The sequence below is a fragment of the Pseudolabrys sp. genome, from assembly GCF_050250095.1.
GTDB lineage: Bacteria > Pseudomonadota > Alphaproteobacteria > Rhizobiales > Xanthobacteraceae > Pseudolabrys.
Genome location: NZ_JBFWPH010000006.1, coordinates 78,624 through 95,551 on the forward strand (window position 1 = coordinate 78,624; position 16,928 = coordinate 95,551).

Consider the following 16,928-nt stretch of genomic DNA (forward strand, 5'->3'; position numbering starts at 1 on the left):
CGGCGGGCCCCCGGCGGTCGCTTGACTTCCGGCTCCAGCTCTCGTATTTAGCCATTAAGTTAAATAACCGAGTGGTTAGATAAAAGCCATGCAGGACCACCTCAGCGCCACCTTCTCGGCCCTTGCCGATCCGACCCGCCGGGCGATCCTCGCCCGGCTGGCGCTCGGCGAAACCTCGGTCAGCGATCTCGCCAAGCCCTTCGACATCTCGGGGCCGGCGATTTCCAGGCATCTGAAGGTGCTGGAGCAGGCGGGTCTGATCACCCGCGGGCGCGAGGCGCAATGGCGGCCCTGCAAGCTCGACGCCAGGGCGCTGCGGCCGGTCGATGACTGGCTCGAACGCTACCGCAAGCTTTGGGAGGAGCGGTTCGACCGGCTCGACGACTATCTGCGCGAGCTGCAGGCGCAGGGCGACGGGGAGAACCCGAAGGACGCCAAGGATCGCAATAAGGACCGCAACAAGAATCGCAAGCCGAAGGAGAAGAAGCGTGGCCGCAAGACATAATCCCGCGTCGGGCAGGGTAACGGTGCGCGGCTTCACGGTGTCGCTCGACGGCTATGGCGCCGGCGCGGGCCAGAGCCTCGAGAGACCGCTCGGCGCCGGCGGCGAGACGCTGCACGGGTGGATGATCCCGACGCGGACGTTTCAGACGATGGTGCTCGGCAAGACCGATGGCACCACCGGCCCCGATAACGATTTCGCCGCGCGCGGCTTCGAGAATGTCGGCGCGTGGATTCTCGGCCGTAACATGTTCGCCCCCGTGCGCGGCCCGTGGCCGGACGATCGCTGGAAAGGCTGGTGGGGCGACGAGCCGCCATACCACTGCCATGTGTTCGTGCTCACTCACCATCCGCGCGCGCCCGTCACGATGAAAGGCGGCACGGTGTTTCATTTCGTCACCGACGGCATCGAGTCCGCGCTGCGGCAGGCCCGCGACGCCGCGGGAGCCAAGGACGTCCGCATCGGCGGCGGCGTCTCCACCATCCGTCAATATCTGCAGGCCGGTTCGATCGACGAGATGCATCTCGCCGTTTCGCCGGTGCTGCTCGGCTCCGGCGAGCATCTGCTCTCCGGCATCGACCTGCCGGCGCTCGGCTTTGCGGTCACCGAACACGTCGCGACCGCCGCCGCCACTCACATCGTTCTCACCAAGTCGCAATGATTGTTTCGTAACCCCGGAGTACCGCTATGGCCATTTCGCACAACATCACAGCCTGCCTGTGGTTCGACTCGAACGGTGAAGAAGCCGCCAAGCACTACGTTTCGATTTTCAAGGATTCGAAGATCAAGTCGGTCAGCCACTACACCAGCGAAGGGCAGGACGTTCACGGCAAGCCGCCGGGCTCGGTGATGACCGTCGAGTTCGAGCTGGAAGGCCGTCCCTTCGTCGCGCTCAACGGCGGCCCGCTGTTCAAGCACAGCGAGGCGGTGTCGTTCCAGGTCTTCTGCGAGACGCAGGACGAGGTCGACTACTTCTCGAGCAAGCTCGGCGAAGGCGGTGAGCAAGGCCCCTGCGGCTGGGTGAAGGACAAGTTCGGCCTGTCCTGGCAGGTCACGCCGAAAGTCCTGATTGCCATGATCAAGGACACCGACCGCGCCAAAGCCAATCGCGCCATGAAGGCGATGCTGCAGATGCGCAAGCTCGACATCGCGGTGCTGCAGAAAGCCTACGCCGGCTGATTTTTCAAAACTGAACCCAACGTAACCCAGTCAAAGGAACCTCCCATGCATACGAACTCCTACCTGTTCTTCAACGGCCGCTCCGCCGAAGCCCTCAAGTTCTACAAGGAGGCGATCGGCACCACCGACGAGATGGTGATGCGCTTCAGCGACAGCCCCGACCAGTCGGGCGTGCCGCCGGAGAACAAGGATCTCGTGATGCACGCGCAGTTCAAGATCGGCGACACCACGATTTTCATGTCCGACGGCTGCGGCGGCGGTACGACGAAATTCGAAGGGTCATCGCTGGCGATCGCCGCCGATACGGTGCCGGATGCGCAGCGCATCTTCGACGCGCTCGCCAAGGGCGGCAATATCACCCAGCCGCTGATGGAAACCTTCTTCGCCAAGACCTTCGGCATGGTGCAGGACAAGTTCGGCATGCACTGGATGCTGATCGTCGCGAAACCGATGTAACGGGGCGGGCGATGAATTTCGAGAGCAGGCCCGTCCTCTGGACCGGCCGTGTCGTCACCGCGCTGGTGGTCGCCTTCCTGCTGATGGACGCGGCCACCAAGCTGATCCCGATCGACGCCGTCGTCCAGGGCATGAGGGAGGCCGGCATTCCGCTCGAACGTGCGCAGCATATCGGCCTCACCGTGCTGGTCTGCGCGGTGCTCTACGCCCTTCCGCGCACCGCGGTGCTCGGCGCGGTGCTGATCACCGGTTTCCTCGGCGGGGCGATGGCCGCTCACCTGCGCGATGCCGGCCCGCTGTGGCCGCACAACCTCACCGTGCTCGCCATCGGCGCGCTGGCCTGGGCCGGCCTTTACCTGCGCGACCCGCGCCTGCGCGCGCTGTTTCCCTATCGCAACGATTGATCGAAAGACCAGAGTTCAGCCATGCTGAAAATCATCGGTATCGTCGCCGCCGTTCTCGTCCTCGGCCTCGTCGTCGTGCTGCTCCTCGCGGCGCGGAAGCCCGACACCTTCCAGGTCAAGCGGTCGGCGACGATCAATGCGCCGCCGGAGCGGATTTATCCGCTGATCGCGGATTTCCACCGCTGGCGGGAGTGGTCTCCCTACGAGACCAAAGACCCCAATATGAAGCGGACCTATGGCGCTGTGGCGAGCGGCAAGGGCGCCACCTATGGCTGGGACGGCGACAAGACTATCGGTTCCGGCAGCATGGAGATCACGCAGGCCGAGGCGCCGAGCAAAGTCGCGCTCAAGCTCGATTTCACCCGGCCGTTCGAGGCGCACAACACGGTCGATTTCACGCTGGCGCCGCAGGGCGACGCTAGCGTGGTGACGTGGGACATGCGCGGCCCCGCGCCATTCTTCGCCAAGATCATCCACGTCTTCTTCGACATGGACAAAATGGTCGGCGGCGATTTCGAAGCGGGTCTCGCCAAGCTCAAGGCGGTTGCCGAAGCGAAGCCCTGAAACGGATTACAACAGGAGGAAGCCATGTCTTACGTCGATGGATTTATCGTGCCGGTGCCCAAGCGCAGCGTCGCGGCTTACCGCACCATGGCCCGCAAGGCCGGCAAGGTCTGGATGGAATACGGCGCGCTGGAATTCCGCGAGAGCGTCGCCGACGACGTTGCCTGGGGCAAGCGCACCTCGTTCCCGCGCAGCGTCAAGCAGAAGAGCACCGAGACGGTGATGTTCTCCTGGATCGTCTACAAGTCGCGCAAGCACCGCGACGCCGTGCTCAAGAAGGTGATGGCCGACAAACGGCTCGCGAAGATGATGACCGGCAAGGCGCCGTTCGACGCCAAGCGCATGATCTACGGCGGCTTCAAGATCATCGTCGATTTCTGACGGCAACCTTCGGTCGAAAAGAAAAAGGCGGGCTGCGTCGGGCGCAGACCCGCCTTTCGCTTGCCGGTCATTGCAATGCCACGGTCGTGACGGCACAGTCCGCCGCCCTGAAAGCTCTCGGACAGACGAAATCTCAAATTCTACAGAATGACGAACGGTGAATACGAAGTCGTGGTGGTCGGCGGCGGCGCGGCCGGCATCGGCGCGGCGCGGCGGCTGCACGCCGCGGGCGTGAACTATCTGCTGGTCGAGGCGCGCGCGCGGCTCGGCGGACGCGCCTTCACGGTGCTCGACCGCGGCGGCCGCGCGCTCGACAATGGCTGCGGCTGGTTGCACTCCGCCGACCGCAACCCGTGGAACGCCATCGCCGTCGTGCAGGGCAAGACCGTCGATCGCACGCGGCCGCCGTGGGAGCGGCCCGGCCCGGAGGCGATTTTCCCCGCCGCGCAGCATCGCGAGTTCTGGGGCGCGCTGCGCGACCTGTTCGGCCGCGCCGAGGACGCCGCGCGCGAGCAGCCCGATCAGGCGCTCGCCAATCTGCTGCCGGAAAACGGCCGCTGGAACGCAGCGCTGAATGCCGCGAGCACTTACATCAGCGGCGCCGAACTCGACCGCGTGTCGGTCTACGACACCGACCGTTACGCCGATACCGGCGTCAACTGGCGCGTGCTTCAGGGTTACGGCGCGACGGTGGCCGCGCACGGCGAGGGCCTCAATACCGTGCTCGACTGCCCGGTGACACGGATCGACCGCAGCGGCGCGCAACTGCGTATCGACACCGCGAAAGGCGCGCTCGCCGCCGGCCGCGCGATCGTCACGCTGCCGACGTCGCTCCTCGCCGACGACGCCTTGTTTGCGCCGGCGCTGCCCGACAAGGTCGCGGCGGCGCGCGGCTTGCCGCTCGGTCTCGCCGACAAGCTGTTCCTGTCGCTCGAACGCGCGGAGGATTTCGAAGCGGATTTGCGGATTTTCGGCCGCACCGACCGCGCCGGCACCGGCAATTACCACTTTCGCCCGTTCGGACGGCCGATGATCGAAGCTTATTTCGGCGGGCGCTGCGCCGCCGCGCTCGAACAGGACGGCGAGCGCGGCTTCATGGCGTTCGCGCGCGAGGAACTTACCGGCGTGTTCGGCAGCGATTTTGCCGATCGCATCGGCCTCATTCATGTCCACCAATGGCACAACGATCCGTTCGCGCGCGGCTCGTACTCCTATGCGCTGCCCGGACATGCCGACGATCGCGCGAAACTCGCCGCATCCGTCGACGATCGATTGTTTTTTGCCGGCGAAGCGTGCTCGCCGGGCGATTTTTCGACCGCGCACGGCGCTTTCGCGACGGGAATTGTGGCGGCGGAACAAATTCTGGCTCTGCGCGTTACGCAGCAGTGACACTCGTCCGGGTGTGACACTTGCGCGCGTGGACATCGTGTCCGCAGGGGCCAATCTAACCGCAATGGCGTTTGTTGCTTACATCGTGAGCCTCGTCGCCGCCTTCGTCGGCGTGCTGGCGCTTTACGGCACGCTGCTGAAGCCGATCACGGCGAAGCGGCCACCGGCCGCGCAGGCCGTGGCGGCGGAAAAGGCCGAGCCGGAGACGACGAGCTCGACCCGCGTTCGTCCTGCCTCGTCGCAAAAGCGGCAGGAGGCCGCGGAGGCGCGCAAGCGCAACGAAGCCACCGACGCACGCCAGCCCTACGAAGCCGCCGAAGCGCGCGAGCGCGCCAGGCCCGATACGGCGCGCGGCCGCGACGAAGCGCATGAAGCGCGCGCCCAGGAAGAGGCGGACGTCCCGCCCGCGGCGCGCGTGCCGCGGACTTCACGCCATTCGCCGGTGCGCGTGGAGCCGGGCGAGGGACTGCGGCTCGAGCCGGAGCGCTGCTGGATCGTCACCGATTCGACGCGCGGTTTCGGCTATTACGGCCGCTGCCAGTAATTGAATTGCCGGTTTTATTTGGTCGCGGGTTTGGGAACGCCAAGCGGCGTCAGCGCGCGGCTTGCCGCCTCGCTGTCTTCGGCGGTGGCGACACCGGCGGCTTCCAGCACCGGATAGGCGGCGGCGCAGATATGCGAGTGGATGCGCCGCATGTCGCGCAGCACGTCGAGATGCAGGCTGGTGGTTTCCAGCGTTTCCGGCCGGCCCTCGCGCAGCCGTTCGAGATGATGCTCGGCGGCGAGCCGCTCCGCGTTGCGCAGCCGCGTCTTTTCCGCCAGCAGCCGGCGCGCGTCGGCGACGTCGCCGGACATGAAGACGCCGAAGGCGATGCGCAGGCTGTCCAGCACGTCCTTGTGAAAGGCTTCGAGTTCGGCGGCGCCGTCCTCAGAGAAACTTAAGTTCCGCTTGTTCTTCTTGGCGGCCAGCTCATTGAGGTTCTTGTCGATGATGTCGCCGATATGCTCGAGATTGATGGTGAAGGAGATGATCTCCATCGCGCGGCGGCTTTCGCGTTCGTCGAGCGTGCCGCGTGTCAGCTTGGTGACGTAGAGCTTGATCGCCTCGTCGAGCCGGTCGACGGTGTTGTCCATCGCCGAGATCTCGCCGATCAGCGCGCGGTCGCCGCCCTTCAACGCCAGCATCGCCTTGCGCAGCATGGATTCGACGACATCGCCGACGCGCAGCGTCTCGCGCGCGGCATCGGCGAGCGCCAGCGACGGCGTGTCGAGCGCGCTTTCGTCGAGATATTTCGGCGCCGAGGCGTCGTTGCTGCGGGGCTGGTCGGGGATCAGCTTGGTGAGCAGCGCGGCCATGGGCGACAGCAGCGGCAGAAACAGCGCGGCGAGACCGACATTGAGCGCGATGTGGAACTGTGCCGTCATTTTCGCCATGTCGGGCTGCAGCGGCTGGAGCAGGCTCGCGATCTCGGGCAGGAACGGCGTCACCAGCAGCACGCCGGCGAGACGGTTGATGAGGTTGCCGAGCGGCGCGCGATAGCTCGCGCGGTCGCCGCGCCGGGTGCCCTCGAACAGCGGATTGACCGCGCTGCCGAGATTGGCGCCGAGCACCAGCGCGAGCGCCGCTTCCGGGGTGACGAAATTGGAAAAGGCGAGCGACATCGTCAGCAGCACGGTCGCAACGCTCGAATGCACCGCCCATGTGACGATGCCGGCGATGACGATGCACAGCACCGGGTCGGCCGTCAGCGCCGAGAGAACGGCGCGCGCGGCGGGCGCGCTTTCGGCGGGCGCCAACGTGTCGATCAGAATGTGCAGGGCCAGCAGCATCAGGCCGATGCCGATGGATACGCGGCCGAGGTCTTTCAGCATGGTGCGCGAGCCGGCCCGGAACGAGACGAGGCCGATGACGAACAGCACCGGCGCGACCGCAGTGACCTTGAACGACAGCACCTGCACGATCAGCGTGGTGCCGACATTGGCGCCGAGCATGATGGCGAGCGCGGGCGCAAGGCCGACGAGGCCTTCCGCCGCGAACGAGGCCGTCATCAGGCCGGTCGCCGTGCTGCTTTGCAGGAGTGCGGTGAGGCCGAGGCCGGCGCCGAAGGCGGCGAAGCGGTTGCCGAGTGCGCCGGACAGAAAGCGGCGAAGCTGCGGACCGAATGCGCGCATGATTCCGCTCTGGACCATGTGCAGGCCCCAGAGCAGCAGCGCGGCACCCCCCATGATGTCGAGGATCACCAGCGTGCCCATCGGATCTCCTTCGAGGGGCAATATAAGCCACGCAATGCGGCTTTAGAAGAACGCCGGCACCGGCCGCGCGACGCAGCCCGGCAAGCAGGTCAGTCCTTCTCTTCCTTGAAGGTGTCGCGGAACGGATGCGCCGGGTAGACGCCGAGAATGGTCAGTTCTTTCGAGAAAAAGGCAAGTTCTTCCAGCGCGAAGACCAGCGCGCGGTCGTCCGGGTGGCCTTCGACGTCGGCATAGAATTGCGTGGCGAAGAAGTTGCCGCCGACCATGTAGCTTTCCAGCTTGGTCATGTTGACGCCGTTGGTGGCGAAGCCGCCCATCGCCTTGTAGAGCGCCGCCGGCACGTTTCTCACGCGGAACACGAAGGTGGTGATGGTCTTGCCCTGGCCGTGGGCGACCCATTTTTTCTCGCGCGACAGCACGACGAAGCGGGTGGTCGAGTGCGACTCGTCCTCGACATTCTCCTTGAGGATGTCGAGGCCGTAGATCTCGGCCGCGAGCCGCGAGGCGATCGCGGCGCGGGTGATGTCCCTGGCCTCCGAGACCTCGCGGGCGGAGCCCGCGGTGTCGGCGGCGACGACCGGCTTGAGCTTCAGGTCGCGGATGGTGCCGCGGCACTGGCCGAGCGCCATGACGTGGCTCTGCACGGTCTTGATGGTTTTCAGGCTCGCGCCCTTCGGCGCCATCAGCTGGTTGCGGATCGGCAGGAACCACTCCGCCACGATGTGCAGGCTCGAGGTCGGCATCAGGTGGTGAATGTCGGCGACCCGGCCGGCCACCGAATTCTCGATCGGAATCATGCCGAGATCGACGTCGCCGCCGGTGAGCGCGGTGAAGCAGTCCTCGAAGGTCGGGCAGGGCACCGGCTCGTAGTCCGGATAGGCCTCCTGGCATGCGAGGTGCGAATTGGCTCCCAACTCGCCCTGAAAAACGATCTTCTTCCTGGCCATCGCCCGCCCACCTCTGTTTGGCGGGTTGGGTCGCAAACCTTCCGGGACAAGTCAACATGGCCGCAGAAGCGCCAACGGCTCCCAGTTTCCGACGGTTCCGCCGCTGCCTCAGCGCGGCCACAAAACTTGCCGCGGACTTCCCCTGGCACGGCCCCAATCCGCCGTAATCCCCGACTACCTCTCCAATAGGCCGGCACGACAGGCGCGTTGCTGTCACTCGTGACGATTGAGCGGCCTCACATCGATGATGTGCATAGGGGCGGCCGCGTTGGCGCCTTAAGTCGCAGACCGGACAGTGCGTGAAACGCAGCCCGGCATGATGCCGCCCCACTGGGGGCGCTTACAGGACAAACACGCAACCATTGTCCCGCTCCGCCCTCGGCGGCGAAATTTCTTTTCGATCGGAGAATTATGGACATTGCGCTTTCGCCCACCACCGGCAACCGGCTGCTCGCTTCGTTTCCCGCCGACCTGCTCGAACTGGCCCGACGCGACATGCGGACCGTCAGCCTCGCGCAGGGACGGGTTCTGTACGAGGTGGGCGCCCCGGTCGACACCATCTATTTTCCGCAGACCGGCCTGATCTCGCTGCTGATCGTGACGGAAGGCGGCGGCATGATCGAAGCCACGACCGTCGGCCGTGAAGGCGCGGTCGGACTGCACGCCGCTCTCGGACGGCGTCTGTCGTTCACCCGCGTCAATGTCCAGATCGGTGGCTCGTTCGTCGCGGTTCCGGTGTCGCGCTTTGCCCAGCATGTGGCGGGCAACAAGGCCGCGCATGACGTCATCATGCGATACACCGAGGTCTTGTGGGCGGAATCGCAGCAGACGTCCGCCTGCAACGCCGCGCATGACGCCTCGTCGCGGCTGTGCCGCTGGCTGCTGCAGAGCGCGGATCGGGTCGGCAGCAACGACATTCCGCTGACGCAGGAATTTCTCGCGCAGATGCTTGGCGTGCGGCGCACCACCGTGACGCTGCTGGCGCAGACCATGCAGGACAAAGGCCTCATCAGCTACAGCCGCGGACGCATCACCTTGCTCGATCGCGACGAGGTCGAGAAATGCGCGTGCGAATGTTACGGGGCGATGCGCCGGGACCGCTTGCTGGTCGCGATCGGCATCGAGAAGACTTAGCAGATCAGGAAAACATGCCGGTCTATCGTTTCAATTTATGCAACGCTGACTCGGTGCTGGATCACGAGGGCACCGATTTGCCCGACGACGATGCGGCGCGCACCCATGCCGTCGCCGTCGCCAGAGAACTGACGTTTCACGATTGCGCCATGTTCGACATGGACTGGTCGCGCTACACGATGTCGGTCATCGACGATGCAGGACTTGAAATCCTGTCGTTTGCGGTCGATGCTTTCCCGAAATCTTGAGTGAAATCCCGTATGTTTGGAGTGACTTGGAGCGGTGCGTCGTTTTTATGCATTCCCACGTAACACAGCCGACACACGGCGGCCTCCTTTCCGGGCTAGGATGATTCATCACTGAGGGAATAATTTCCGAGCATCAGTGGCTGAGAGACAGCGTGTGCTCCCGCTCCCGCGACAAGCGACGAAGGGAGATAACGATGACCGCTGAGATCAAGACATTTGAGCCGCAATCTCCGGTTCCGGCGATGAGATGCCCGCGCTGCAGGAGAGCAATGCGGTTGATGACCATCGAGCCGCTGGCTGCGTCCGGCGAGAACAAGCTCTTGTTTGAATGTGAGTGCGGCGTCGAATATCGCCGGCCGGAGTGGCCTGCCGGCGACATTCGGTCGGCGGCAAGAAATTAGGGAACCGCCCGGAGGCCTGCGCGTTTTGTTGCGGGCCAACCGGAGCGTTCCCAGTGAAGACATCGACGATTGCCGAAGACCTGCGTCCGTTTGGCGACGAGGAGTTTGGCACGGTATCCGCCATTCCGATTGTCCTGTGTCCGCACTGCGGCGAGCGCATGACGCTGTCCCGCATCGCGCCGGCGGTGCGCAGGCCGCAGGGCCGCATGCACTACGCCTGCTCCTGCGGCTTTGGCTATCCCACCGATATCGGATTTTCCCACCGCCTCTGAGCGGCGCTCGCTTTAGCGCGCCAGCATGCGCCGGGCGGTTTCCAGATCCTCTGGCGTATCGACGCCGAGCGGAACGGTCTGCACGATCATCACGTCGAAGCGCATGCCGGCATCCATCGCGCGCAGCTGCTCGAGCCGCTCGCGCTGTTCGTTCGCCGACGGCGGCAGCGCGACGAAACGTTCGAGCGCGGCGCGGCGATAGGCGTAGAGTCCGATGTGGTGATAATGCGGGGCGGGGCCTTGCGCGTTGTCGCGGGTGAAGCGCGTCGCCCGCAGCCGGTGCGGTCCCGCCGGCTCGCCATAGACCTTCACGACATTGGGGTTGGTCAGTTCTTCCGGCTTCGAGATGGCCGCCGCGAGCGTCGCGATGTCGACCGCCTCGTCCTTCAGTGGTTCGAGCGCGGCGCGGATGTCGGCCGGCGCCACTGTCGGCAAATCGCCCTGTACGTTGACGATAATTTTCGCCCGGCCTTCCGGATCGATCGCATGCAGCGCCTCGTGGATGCGGTCGGAGCCGGAGGTATGGTCGGCGCCGGTGAGCACGGCGCGGGTGCCTGCCTTCTCGACGGCGGTGGCGATTGCGCCGGAATCGGTCGCGACCACGACCTCGCCGATATGGGCCGCCTTCGCCTGCTCGGCGACGCGGACGATCATCGGCTTGCCGGCGATATCGATCAGCGGCTTGCCGGGCAGGCGGGTCGACGCCATGCGGGCCGGAATGAGGACGAGCACGTCGTGCATGGCCGGTGGAACGCCTGAAAACCCTTGCGGATTGCGCAATATAGCCCGCTTATACGGGTTGCCAGTGACCCCGCAAAACGGTATCTGATCGCCGCTGCCGCCGCCGATCCTGCGGTGTTGCGCCGCCCGCCTCCGGGAGCCTGTCTGACATGAATTCGTTTGAAATGAACAAGGTGATGGGTGCCGTGCTCGGCGCCTGTCTGGTGCTGCTGGCGCTGAATATCGCCTCCGGCGCGATCTTCGCCCCCCACAAGCCGGAAAAGCCCGGCTTCGCCATCGCGGTTGAGGAAAGCCACGGCGGCGCGGCGGAGGCAAAGAAGGAGCCGGAGAAGCCGATCGGCGTGCGGCTCGCCAGTGCGTCGGTTGAAAAGGGCCAGGCCGCGATCAAGCCGTGCCAGGCCTGCCACACCTTCGAAAAGGGCGGCCCGAACCGGGTCGGCCCGAACCTCTATGACATCGTCGGTCACGAGCGCGGCACCGGCCGCGGCGGCTTCAACTTCTCGGCGGCGATGAAGGCCAAGGGCGGCAAGTGGACTTACGACGAGCTCGACAAGTTCCTCGCCAATCCGCGCGGCTATATCCCCGGCACCAACATGAGCTTCGCCGGCATCTCGCGCGACACCCAGCGCGCCGACGTCATCGCCTATCTGCGCACGCTGTCCGACAGCCCGCAGCCGCTGCCGAAGGCTGAAGCTGCGGCGGCCCCGGCGGAAGGCGCTGCTCCGAAAGACGGCGCGGCTCCTGCTGCTGCTCCGAAGCCGGGCGCGGCGCCTGCGCCGGCCAAGCCGGCGGAAGGCCAGCCGAAATAATCGCAGCATTGCGATCCCATGCGAACGGCCGGGTTATTGCCCGGCCGTTTTGCTTTTGCGGCGGCTTGTCGCGGCACGCGCGCCGCGCCCACAGGAAAGTGATGCCGAAGCCAAGATTTCATTCGCCGGTAAGGTGCCAGCGCACCGGAAAACCGACATAATCCTGCGAAATGCGTTGATTTCTGCGTTTTATCCGGGAGCCTGACCGCATGACCGTGTCCCGCCGCACCGTGCTTCTGACCGGCGTCGCAGCGCTGGCCGGCTCCGGCCTGCCGCAGATTGTGCTGCCGGACCGCGCGGCGGCGCAGGCGCAGGCAGGCGAAAAGGTGTGGCGGCACGGGCTGTCGCTGTTCGGCGAGCCGGGCCAGCCGGCCGGCTTCAAGCATTTCTCTTATGTCAATCCGGACGCGCCGAAGGGCGGCACCGTGCGCCAGATCGCGTTCGGCACCTTCGACAACTTCAACATCGTGGTCGCCGGCGTGAAGGGCAGCCTTGCGCGCGGCCCGGAGCTGGTGGTGGAGACGCTAACGACCGGCGCGCTCGACGAAGTCTCGACCGAATACGGCCTGCTCGCCGAGGCGATGAGCTATCCGCCGGATTATTCCTCCGTCACCTATCGCCTGCGCGCGCAGGCCCGCTGGCACGACGGCAAGCCGGTGACGCCGGAGGACGTCGTTTTCTCGCTCGGCGTCATCAAGGCGAACAGCCCGCAGCTCGGCGCCTATTACCGCCACGTCGTCAAGGCCGAGAAGACCGGCGAACGCGATGTCACCTTCACCTTCGACCAGCCTGGCAACCGTGAACTGCCGCTGATTGTCGGCCAGCTGTTCGTGCTGCCGAAGCATTGGTGGGAGGGCACCGACAAGAGCGGCAAGAAGCGGGATGTGACGCAGACGACGCTCGAGCCGATCCTCGGCAGCGGGCCTTACCGCATCAAGGACTTCACGCCTGGCCGCACCGTGGTGATGGAGCGGGTGAAGGACCATTGGGGCAAGGACCTGCCCGTCAACATCGGCACCAACAATTTCGACGAGTTCCGCTTCGAGTATTTCCGCGACACCACGGTTGCGCTCGAAGCCTTCAAGGGCGATCAGGTCGACTGGCGCACCGAGAACAGCGCCAAGAATTGGGCGACGGCCTACGAATTTCCCGCGGTGAAGGACAAGCGGGTCGTGCTGGAGGAATTCCCGATCCGCAATTTCGGCGTGATGCAGGCTTTCGCCTTCAACATCCGCCGTGACAAGTTCAAGGACCCGAAGGTCCGCATGGCGTTCAACCACGCCTTCGACTTCGAGGAAATGAACAAGCAGATTTTCTTCGGCCAGTATCACCGCATCAACAGTTACTTCGAGGGCACCGAGCTGGCGTGCTCGGGCGTGCCGCAGGGCCGCGAGCTCGAAATTCTTCAGCCGCTGCGCGACAAGGTGCCGCCGGAGGTGTTCACGACGCCGTACAAGAATCCGGTCAACGGCAACCCGCAGGCGGTGCGTACCAATTTGCGCGAGGCGATCCGGCTGATGAAGGAGGCGGGCTACGAAATCCGCAACACGAAGCTCGTCAACGTCAAGACCGGCGAGCCGTTCAGCGTCGAATTTCTCGCGCAGGATCCCTCGAGCGAACGCTTCATCCTGTTTTACAAGCCGTCGCTGGAGCGGCTCGGCGTCACCGTCAATGCGCGCATCGTCGATTCCGCGCAATATGAGAACCGGTTGCGGCAGTGGGATTACGACATCGTCACCACGGTCTGGGGCCAGTCGCTGTCGCCGGGCAACGAGCAGCGCGGCTTCTGGAGCTCGCAGGCCGCCGATCAGCCCGGCTCGCGCAATCTGGTCGGCATCAAGAATCCGGCAATCGACTCGCTGATCGAGCGGGTGATCTTCACCAAGGACCGCGACGATCTGGTCGCCGCCACGCATGCGCTCGACCGCGTGCTGTTGTGGAACCACTACGTCGTGCCGCAATGGACCTACGGCAAGGTGCGCACCGCGCGCTGGGACCGCTTCGCGCGGCCCGACGCGATGCCGAAATACGGACTGTCCGCGTTTCCGACCATCTGGTGGTGGGACGACAAAAAGGCGGCGAAGACGCCGCAGCGCTCCTGATGTTGCCGCTCAGCCGACGCCGCACGCTGGTTCTGGCCGCAAGCGCGGCCGCGGCGGGCGTGCTGCCGCCGTTCGGATTGCGCGGCGCGCTTGCGCAGCAGGCCGAGGGCGAGGGCGCGCGCCACGGTATGTCGGCCTTCGGCGACCTCAAGCACCCGGCCGATTTCGCGCATTTCCCTTACGTCAATCCGCAGGCGCCGAAGGGCGGCGCCTATTCGGAAATCATCAGCCGGCGCGGCTTCAACGGCTCGTTCCTCACCTTCAATTCGCTCAACGGCTACATCCTCAAAGGCGAGGGTGCGTTCGGCCTCGACATGATCTTCGCCTCGCTGATGGCGCGGGCGAACGACGAGCCGGATGCGATGTATGGTTTCGCGGCCCAATCGGTGGCGATCTCCGAGGACGGCCTGACCTATACGTTCAAGATGCGTCCGGAGGCGACCTTCCACGACGGCAGCAAGCTCACCGCGCGGGATGTCGCCTGGTCGCTGACGACGCTCAAGGAAAACGGCCACCCGATCGTCACGCAACTGCTGCGCGACTTGAAAGGCGCGGACGCGCCGGACGACGGCACCGTGATCGTGCGCTTTGCCGAGAAGCGCGCCCGCGACGTGCCGCTGTTCGTCGCCGGTCTGCCGATCTTTTCGCGCGCCTATTACGGCAAGCAGCCGTTCGACCAGTCGACGATGGAGCCGCCGCTCGGCAGCGGCGCCTACAAGGTCGGCAAGGCGGAGCCGGGACGCTTCATCGAGTATGCGCGCGTCAAGGACTGGTGGGGCGCCAACCTGCCGGTGTCGCGCGGCCAGTACAATTTCGACACGGTGCGCTACGAATATTTCCGCGACCGCGATGTCGGCTTCGAGGCCTTCACCGCGAAGGCCTATCTGCTGCGCGAGGAATTCACCTCGCGGGTCTGGGCGACGCGCTACGACTTCCCGGCGCTGCGCGAGGGGAAGGTGAAACGCGACGTGCTGGCGGACGACACGCCCTCCGGCGCGCAAGGCTGGTTCATCAATACGCGGCGCGAGAAGTTCAAGAGCCGCGAGCTGCGCGAGGCGCTTGACGACGCCTTCGACTTCGAATGGACCAACAAGAACCTGATGTACGGCTCCTACGAGCGCACCCATTCGGTGTTCCAGAATTCGATCATGATGGCGAAGGGCAAGCCGTCGGCGGCCGAGGTCGCGCTGCTCGAGCCGTTCCGCGACAAGCTGCCGGCGGAAGTATTCGACGAGCCTTACGTGCCGCCGGTCAGCGACGGCTCGGGCCATGACAGGAAGCTACTGCGCCGCGCCTCGCAGTTGCTCACCAAGGCCGGCTACCCGGTCAAGGACGGCAAGCGCATGCTGCCGGGCGGCGAGCCGCTGACGATCGAGTTCCTGATCGAGGAGCCGACCTTCAAGCCGCATCACCTGACCTACATCAAGAACCTGCAGACGCTCGGCGTCGACGCCAGCCTGCGCATCGTCGATCCGGTGCAGTACCGCAAGCGGGTCGATGACTTCGATTTCGACATCGTGGTGCAGCGGTTCAGCTTCTCGGAGACGCCGGGCGATTCGCTGCGCACGTATTTCTCCTCGCAGGCGGCCGCCACCAAGGGCACCCAGAACGTCGCCGGCATCGCCGATCCGGCGGTGGATGCGCTGATCGAGCAGATCGTCGCCGCCAAATCGCGCGAGGAACTGGTGATCGCCTGCCGCGCGCTCGACCGCGTGATTCGCGCCGGACGCTACTGGATTCCGCACTGGTACAAAGGGTCGCACTGGCTCGCCTATTGGGACGTTTTCTCGAAGCCGGCGCAGAAACCGCGCTATGCCCGCGGCGTCGTCGAAACCTGGTGGTACGACCCGAGCAAAGCCGCCAAGCTGGAGCGGAAAGGATAAAGTCGATTCGTCATTCCGGCACGGCCCGCAGGGCCGGAGCCGGAATCCAGAGCTGGATTCCGGGTTCGACGCTTCGCGTCGCCCCGGAATGACCGAGGAAATAAACGCCGCATGGCCGCCTATATCGTCCGCCGTCTGCTGTTCATGATCCCGACGCTGCTCGGCATCATGCTCGTCTCCTTCGTCGTGGTGCAGTTCGCGCCGGGCGGGCCGGTCGAGCGGGTGATCGCGCAGCTGACCGGCTCCGACACCGGCGCCACCTCGCGCATTTCAGGCTCGCAGTCGGGCGATTTCGGCGCCCGCGGCGGCGTGCAGGGTGGCAACCAGTTCGACGCCATGTCGTCGAAATATCGCGGTGCGCAGGGCCTCGATCCCGAATTCATCAAGAAGCTCGAAAAGCAGTTCGGCTTCGACAAGCCGGCCTATGAGCGCTTCGGGCTGATGCTCTGGAACTACGCGCGGTTCGATTTCGGCTCGAGCTATTTCCGCGACGTCAGCGTGATGCAGCTCATCAAGGAGAAGCTGCCGGTCTCGATGTCGCTCGGCATCTGGATGACGCTGCTGACCTATCTCATCTCGATCCCGCTCGGCATCCGCAAGGCGGTGCAGGACGGCTCGGCCTTCGACGTCTGGACCTCCAGCGTCATCATCGTCGGTTACGCCATTCCGGGCTTCCTGTTCGCGATCCTGCTCATCATCCTGTTTGCCGGCGGTTCGTTCTTCGACTGGTTCCCGCTGCGCGGTCTCACCTCGGATAATTTCAGCTCGTTGCCGTGGTGGGAACAGATCATCGACTATTTCTGGCATCTGACGCTGCCGATCATCGCGATGGCGCTCTCGGCCTTCGCGACCATGACGCTGCTGACGAAAAACTCGTTCCTCGACGAGATCCGCAAGCAGTATGTGCTGACCGCGCGCGCCAAGGGCTGCTCGGACCGGCAGGTGCTCTACGGCCACATCTTCCGCAACGCCATGCTGATCGTGGTCGCCGGTTTCCCCGGCGCTTTCGTGCACGCCTTCTTCACCGGGGCGCTGCTGATCGAGACGATTTTCTCGCTCGACGGGCTCGGCCTCTTGGGCTTCGAAAGCGTGCTGAATCGCGACTATCCGGTGGTATTCGCGACGCTCTATATCTTCTCGCTGGTCGGCTTGGTGGTGAACCTGCTGTCGGACCTGACCTATACCTGGATCGATCCCCGCATCGATTTCGAGACGCGGGAGGTCTAGGTGGACGCCGAGATCAGCGGCAAGCTCCCGGAATCC

General features: G+C 65.0%; 18 protein-coding genes and 1 pseudogene. 16 read left to right on the plus strand and 3 right to left on the minus strand.

The genetic code is table 11. The annotated features are described in order from the left end of the window. The first annotated feature begins 88 nt into the window (after nucleotides 1-88). The 9 genes from AB7F10_RS16990 (at nucleotide 89) to AB7F10_RS17030 (ending at nucleotide 5,419) form a co-directional block, all read left to right on the plus strand. Nucleotides 89-505, plus strand: coding sequence for an ArsR/SmtB family transcription factor (locus AB7F10_RS16990; RefSeq protein ID WP_428563317.1), 417 nt, complete (start codon nucleotides 89-91; stop codon nucleotides 503-505). Beyond that, nucleotides 489-1,163 carry a dihydrofolate reductase family protein gene (locus AB7F10_RS16995; protein WP_428563315.1) on the plus strand — a complete coding sequence of 225 codons (675 nt, stop codon included), beginning with the start codon at nucleotides 489-491 and terminating at the stop codon, nucleotides 1,161-1,163. Before AB7F10_RS16990 ends, AB7F10_RS16995 begins: the two co-directional genes overlap by 17 nt. A 26-nt stretch (nucleotides 1,164-1,189) precedes the next feature. Continuing rightward, on the plus strand, nucleotides 1,190-1,681 hold the full coding sequence (locus AB7F10_RS17000; protein ID WP_428563313.1) for a VOC family protein: 492 nt from the start codon (nucleotides 1,190-1,192) through the stop codon (nucleotides 1,679-1,681). 45 nt (nucleotides 1,682-1,726) lie between these two features. Beyond that, nucleotides 1,727-2,137, plus strand: a complete 411-nt coding sequence (locus AB7F10_RS17005) for a VOC family protein (protein WP_428563311.1) — start codon at nucleotides 1,727-1,729, stop codon at nucleotides 2,135-2,137. Between the two features lie 11 nt (nucleotides 2,138-2,148). After that, nucleotides 2,149-2,541, plus strand: coding sequence for a DoxX family protein (locus AB7F10_RS17010; protein WP_428563309.1), 393 nt, complete (start codon nucleotides 2,149-2,151; stop codon nucleotides 2,539-2,541). 21 nt (nucleotides 2,542-2,562) lie between these two features. Continuing rightward, nucleotides 2,563-3,105 (plus strand): SRPBCC family protein, encoded by a 543-nt coding sequence (locus AB7F10_RS17015; RefSeq protein ID WP_428563307.1) that lies wholly within the window; start codon nucleotides 2,563-2,565, stop codon nucleotides 3,103-3,105. 24 nt (nucleotides 3,106-3,129) lie between these two features. Beyond that, on the plus strand, nucleotides 3,130-3,486 hold the full coding sequence (locus AB7F10_RS17020; protein ID WP_428563305.1) for a DUF1428 domain-containing protein: 357 nt from the start codon (nucleotides 3,130-3,132) through the stop codon (nucleotides 3,484-3,486). Between the two features lie 147 nt (nucleotides 3,487-3,633). Then, complete coding sequence (locus AB7F10_RS17025; protein WP_428563303.1) at nucleotides 3,634-4,875, plus strand: flavin monoamine oxidase family protein; 1,242 nt, start codon at nucleotides 3,634-3,636, stop codon at nucleotides 4,873-4,875. A gap of 64 nt (nucleotides 4,876-4,939) precedes the next feature. Next, nucleotides 4,940-5,419, plus strand: a complete 480-nt coding sequence (locus tag AB7F10_RS17030; RefSeq protein WP_428563301.1) for a hypothetical protein — start codon at nucleotides 4,940-4,942, stop codon at nucleotides 5,417-5,419. A 14-nt stretch (nucleotides 5,420-5,433) separates the two neighbouring features. Here the strand turns inward: AB7F10_RS17030 and AB7F10_RS17035 are convergent, their stop codons facing one another. Together AB7F10_RS17035 and AB7F10_RS17040 are read right to left on the minus strand one after the other, a co-directional pair. After that, a complete protein-coding gene (locus AB7F10_RS17035) occupies nucleotides 5,434-7,128 on the minus strand; it encodes a Na/Pi cotransporter family protein (protein WP_428563300.1) in 1,695 nt (564 codons plus the stop codon). Between the two features lie 89 nt (nucleotides 7,129-7,217). After that, a complete protein-coding gene (locus tag AB7F10_RS17040; RefSeq protein ID WP_428563298.1) occupies nucleotides 7,218-8,075 on the minus strand; it encodes a prephenate dehydratase in 858 nt (285 codons plus the stop codon). 411 nt (nucleotides 8,076-8,486) lie between these two features. Here AB7F10_RS17040 and AB7F10_RS17045 point away from each other — a divergent pair, with 411 nt between their 5' ends. From AB7F10_RS17045 to AB7F10_RS17055, 3 genes are all read left to right on the plus strand, one after another. Further along, nucleotides 8,487-9,209, plus strand: coding sequence for a Crp/Fnr family transcriptional regulator (locus tag AB7F10_RS17045; protein ID WP_428563296.1), 723 nt, complete (start codon nucleotides 8,487-8,489; stop codon nucleotides 9,207-9,209). Between the two features lie 14 nt (nucleotides 9,210-9,223). Continuing rightward, complete coding sequence (locus AB7F10_RS17050; RefSeq protein WP_428563294.1) at nucleotides 9,224-9,457, plus strand: DUF6894 family protein; 234 nt, start codon at nucleotides 9,224-9,226, stop codon at nucleotides 9,455-9,457. A gap of 454 nt (nucleotides 9,458-9,911) precedes the next feature. Beyond that, entirely contained in the window at nucleotides 9,912-10,130 is a 219-nt protein-coding gene (locus AB7F10_RS17055; protein ID WP_428563292.1) for a hypothetical protein, read from the plus strand. Between the two features lie 12 nt (nucleotides 10,131-10,142). Here the strand turns inward: AB7F10_RS17055 and AB7F10_RS17060 are convergent, their stop codons facing one another. Beyond that, on the minus strand, nucleotides 10,143-10,871 hold the full coding sequence (locus tag AB7F10_RS17060; RefSeq protein ID WP_428563290.1) for a 3-deoxy-manno-octulosonate cytidylyltransferase: 729 nt from the start codon (nucleotides 10,869-10,871) through the stop codon (nucleotides 10,143-10,145). 149 nt (nucleotides 10,872-11,020) lie between these two features. Between AB7F10_RS17060 and AB7F10_RS17065 the strand changes: the two are divergent. The 4 genes and pseudogenes from AB7F10_RS17065 to AB7F10_RS17080 all read left to right on the plus strand — a co-directional run. Continuing rightward, nucleotides 11,021-11,560, plus strand: a pseudogene (locus AB7F10_RS17065) (c-type cytochrome); the annotation flags it as partial. Nucleotides 11,561-11,889: 329 nt separating this feature from the next. Next, nucleotides 11,890-13,782, plus strand: coding sequence for an extracellular solute-binding protein (locus AB7F10_RS17070; RefSeq protein ID WP_428563288.1), 1,893 nt, complete (start codon nucleotides 11,890-11,892; stop codon nucleotides 13,780-13,782). Further along, entirely contained in the window at nucleotides 13,782-15,665 is a 1,884-nt protein-coding gene (locus AB7F10_RS17075) for an extracellular solute-binding protein (RefSeq protein ID WP_428563286.1), read from the plus strand. The genes AB7F10_RS17070 and AB7F10_RS17075 overlap by 1 nt, the downstream gene beginning before the upstream one ends. 111 nt (nucleotides 15,666-15,776) lie before the next feature. Continuing rightward, on the plus strand, nucleotides 15,777-16,892 hold the full coding sequence (locus AB7F10_RS17080; protein ID WP_428563284.1) for a microcin C ABC transporter permease YejB: 1,116 nt from the start codon (nucleotides 15,777-15,779) through the stop codon (nucleotides 16,890-16,892). Nucleotides 16,893-16,928: the final 36 nt, after the last annotated feature.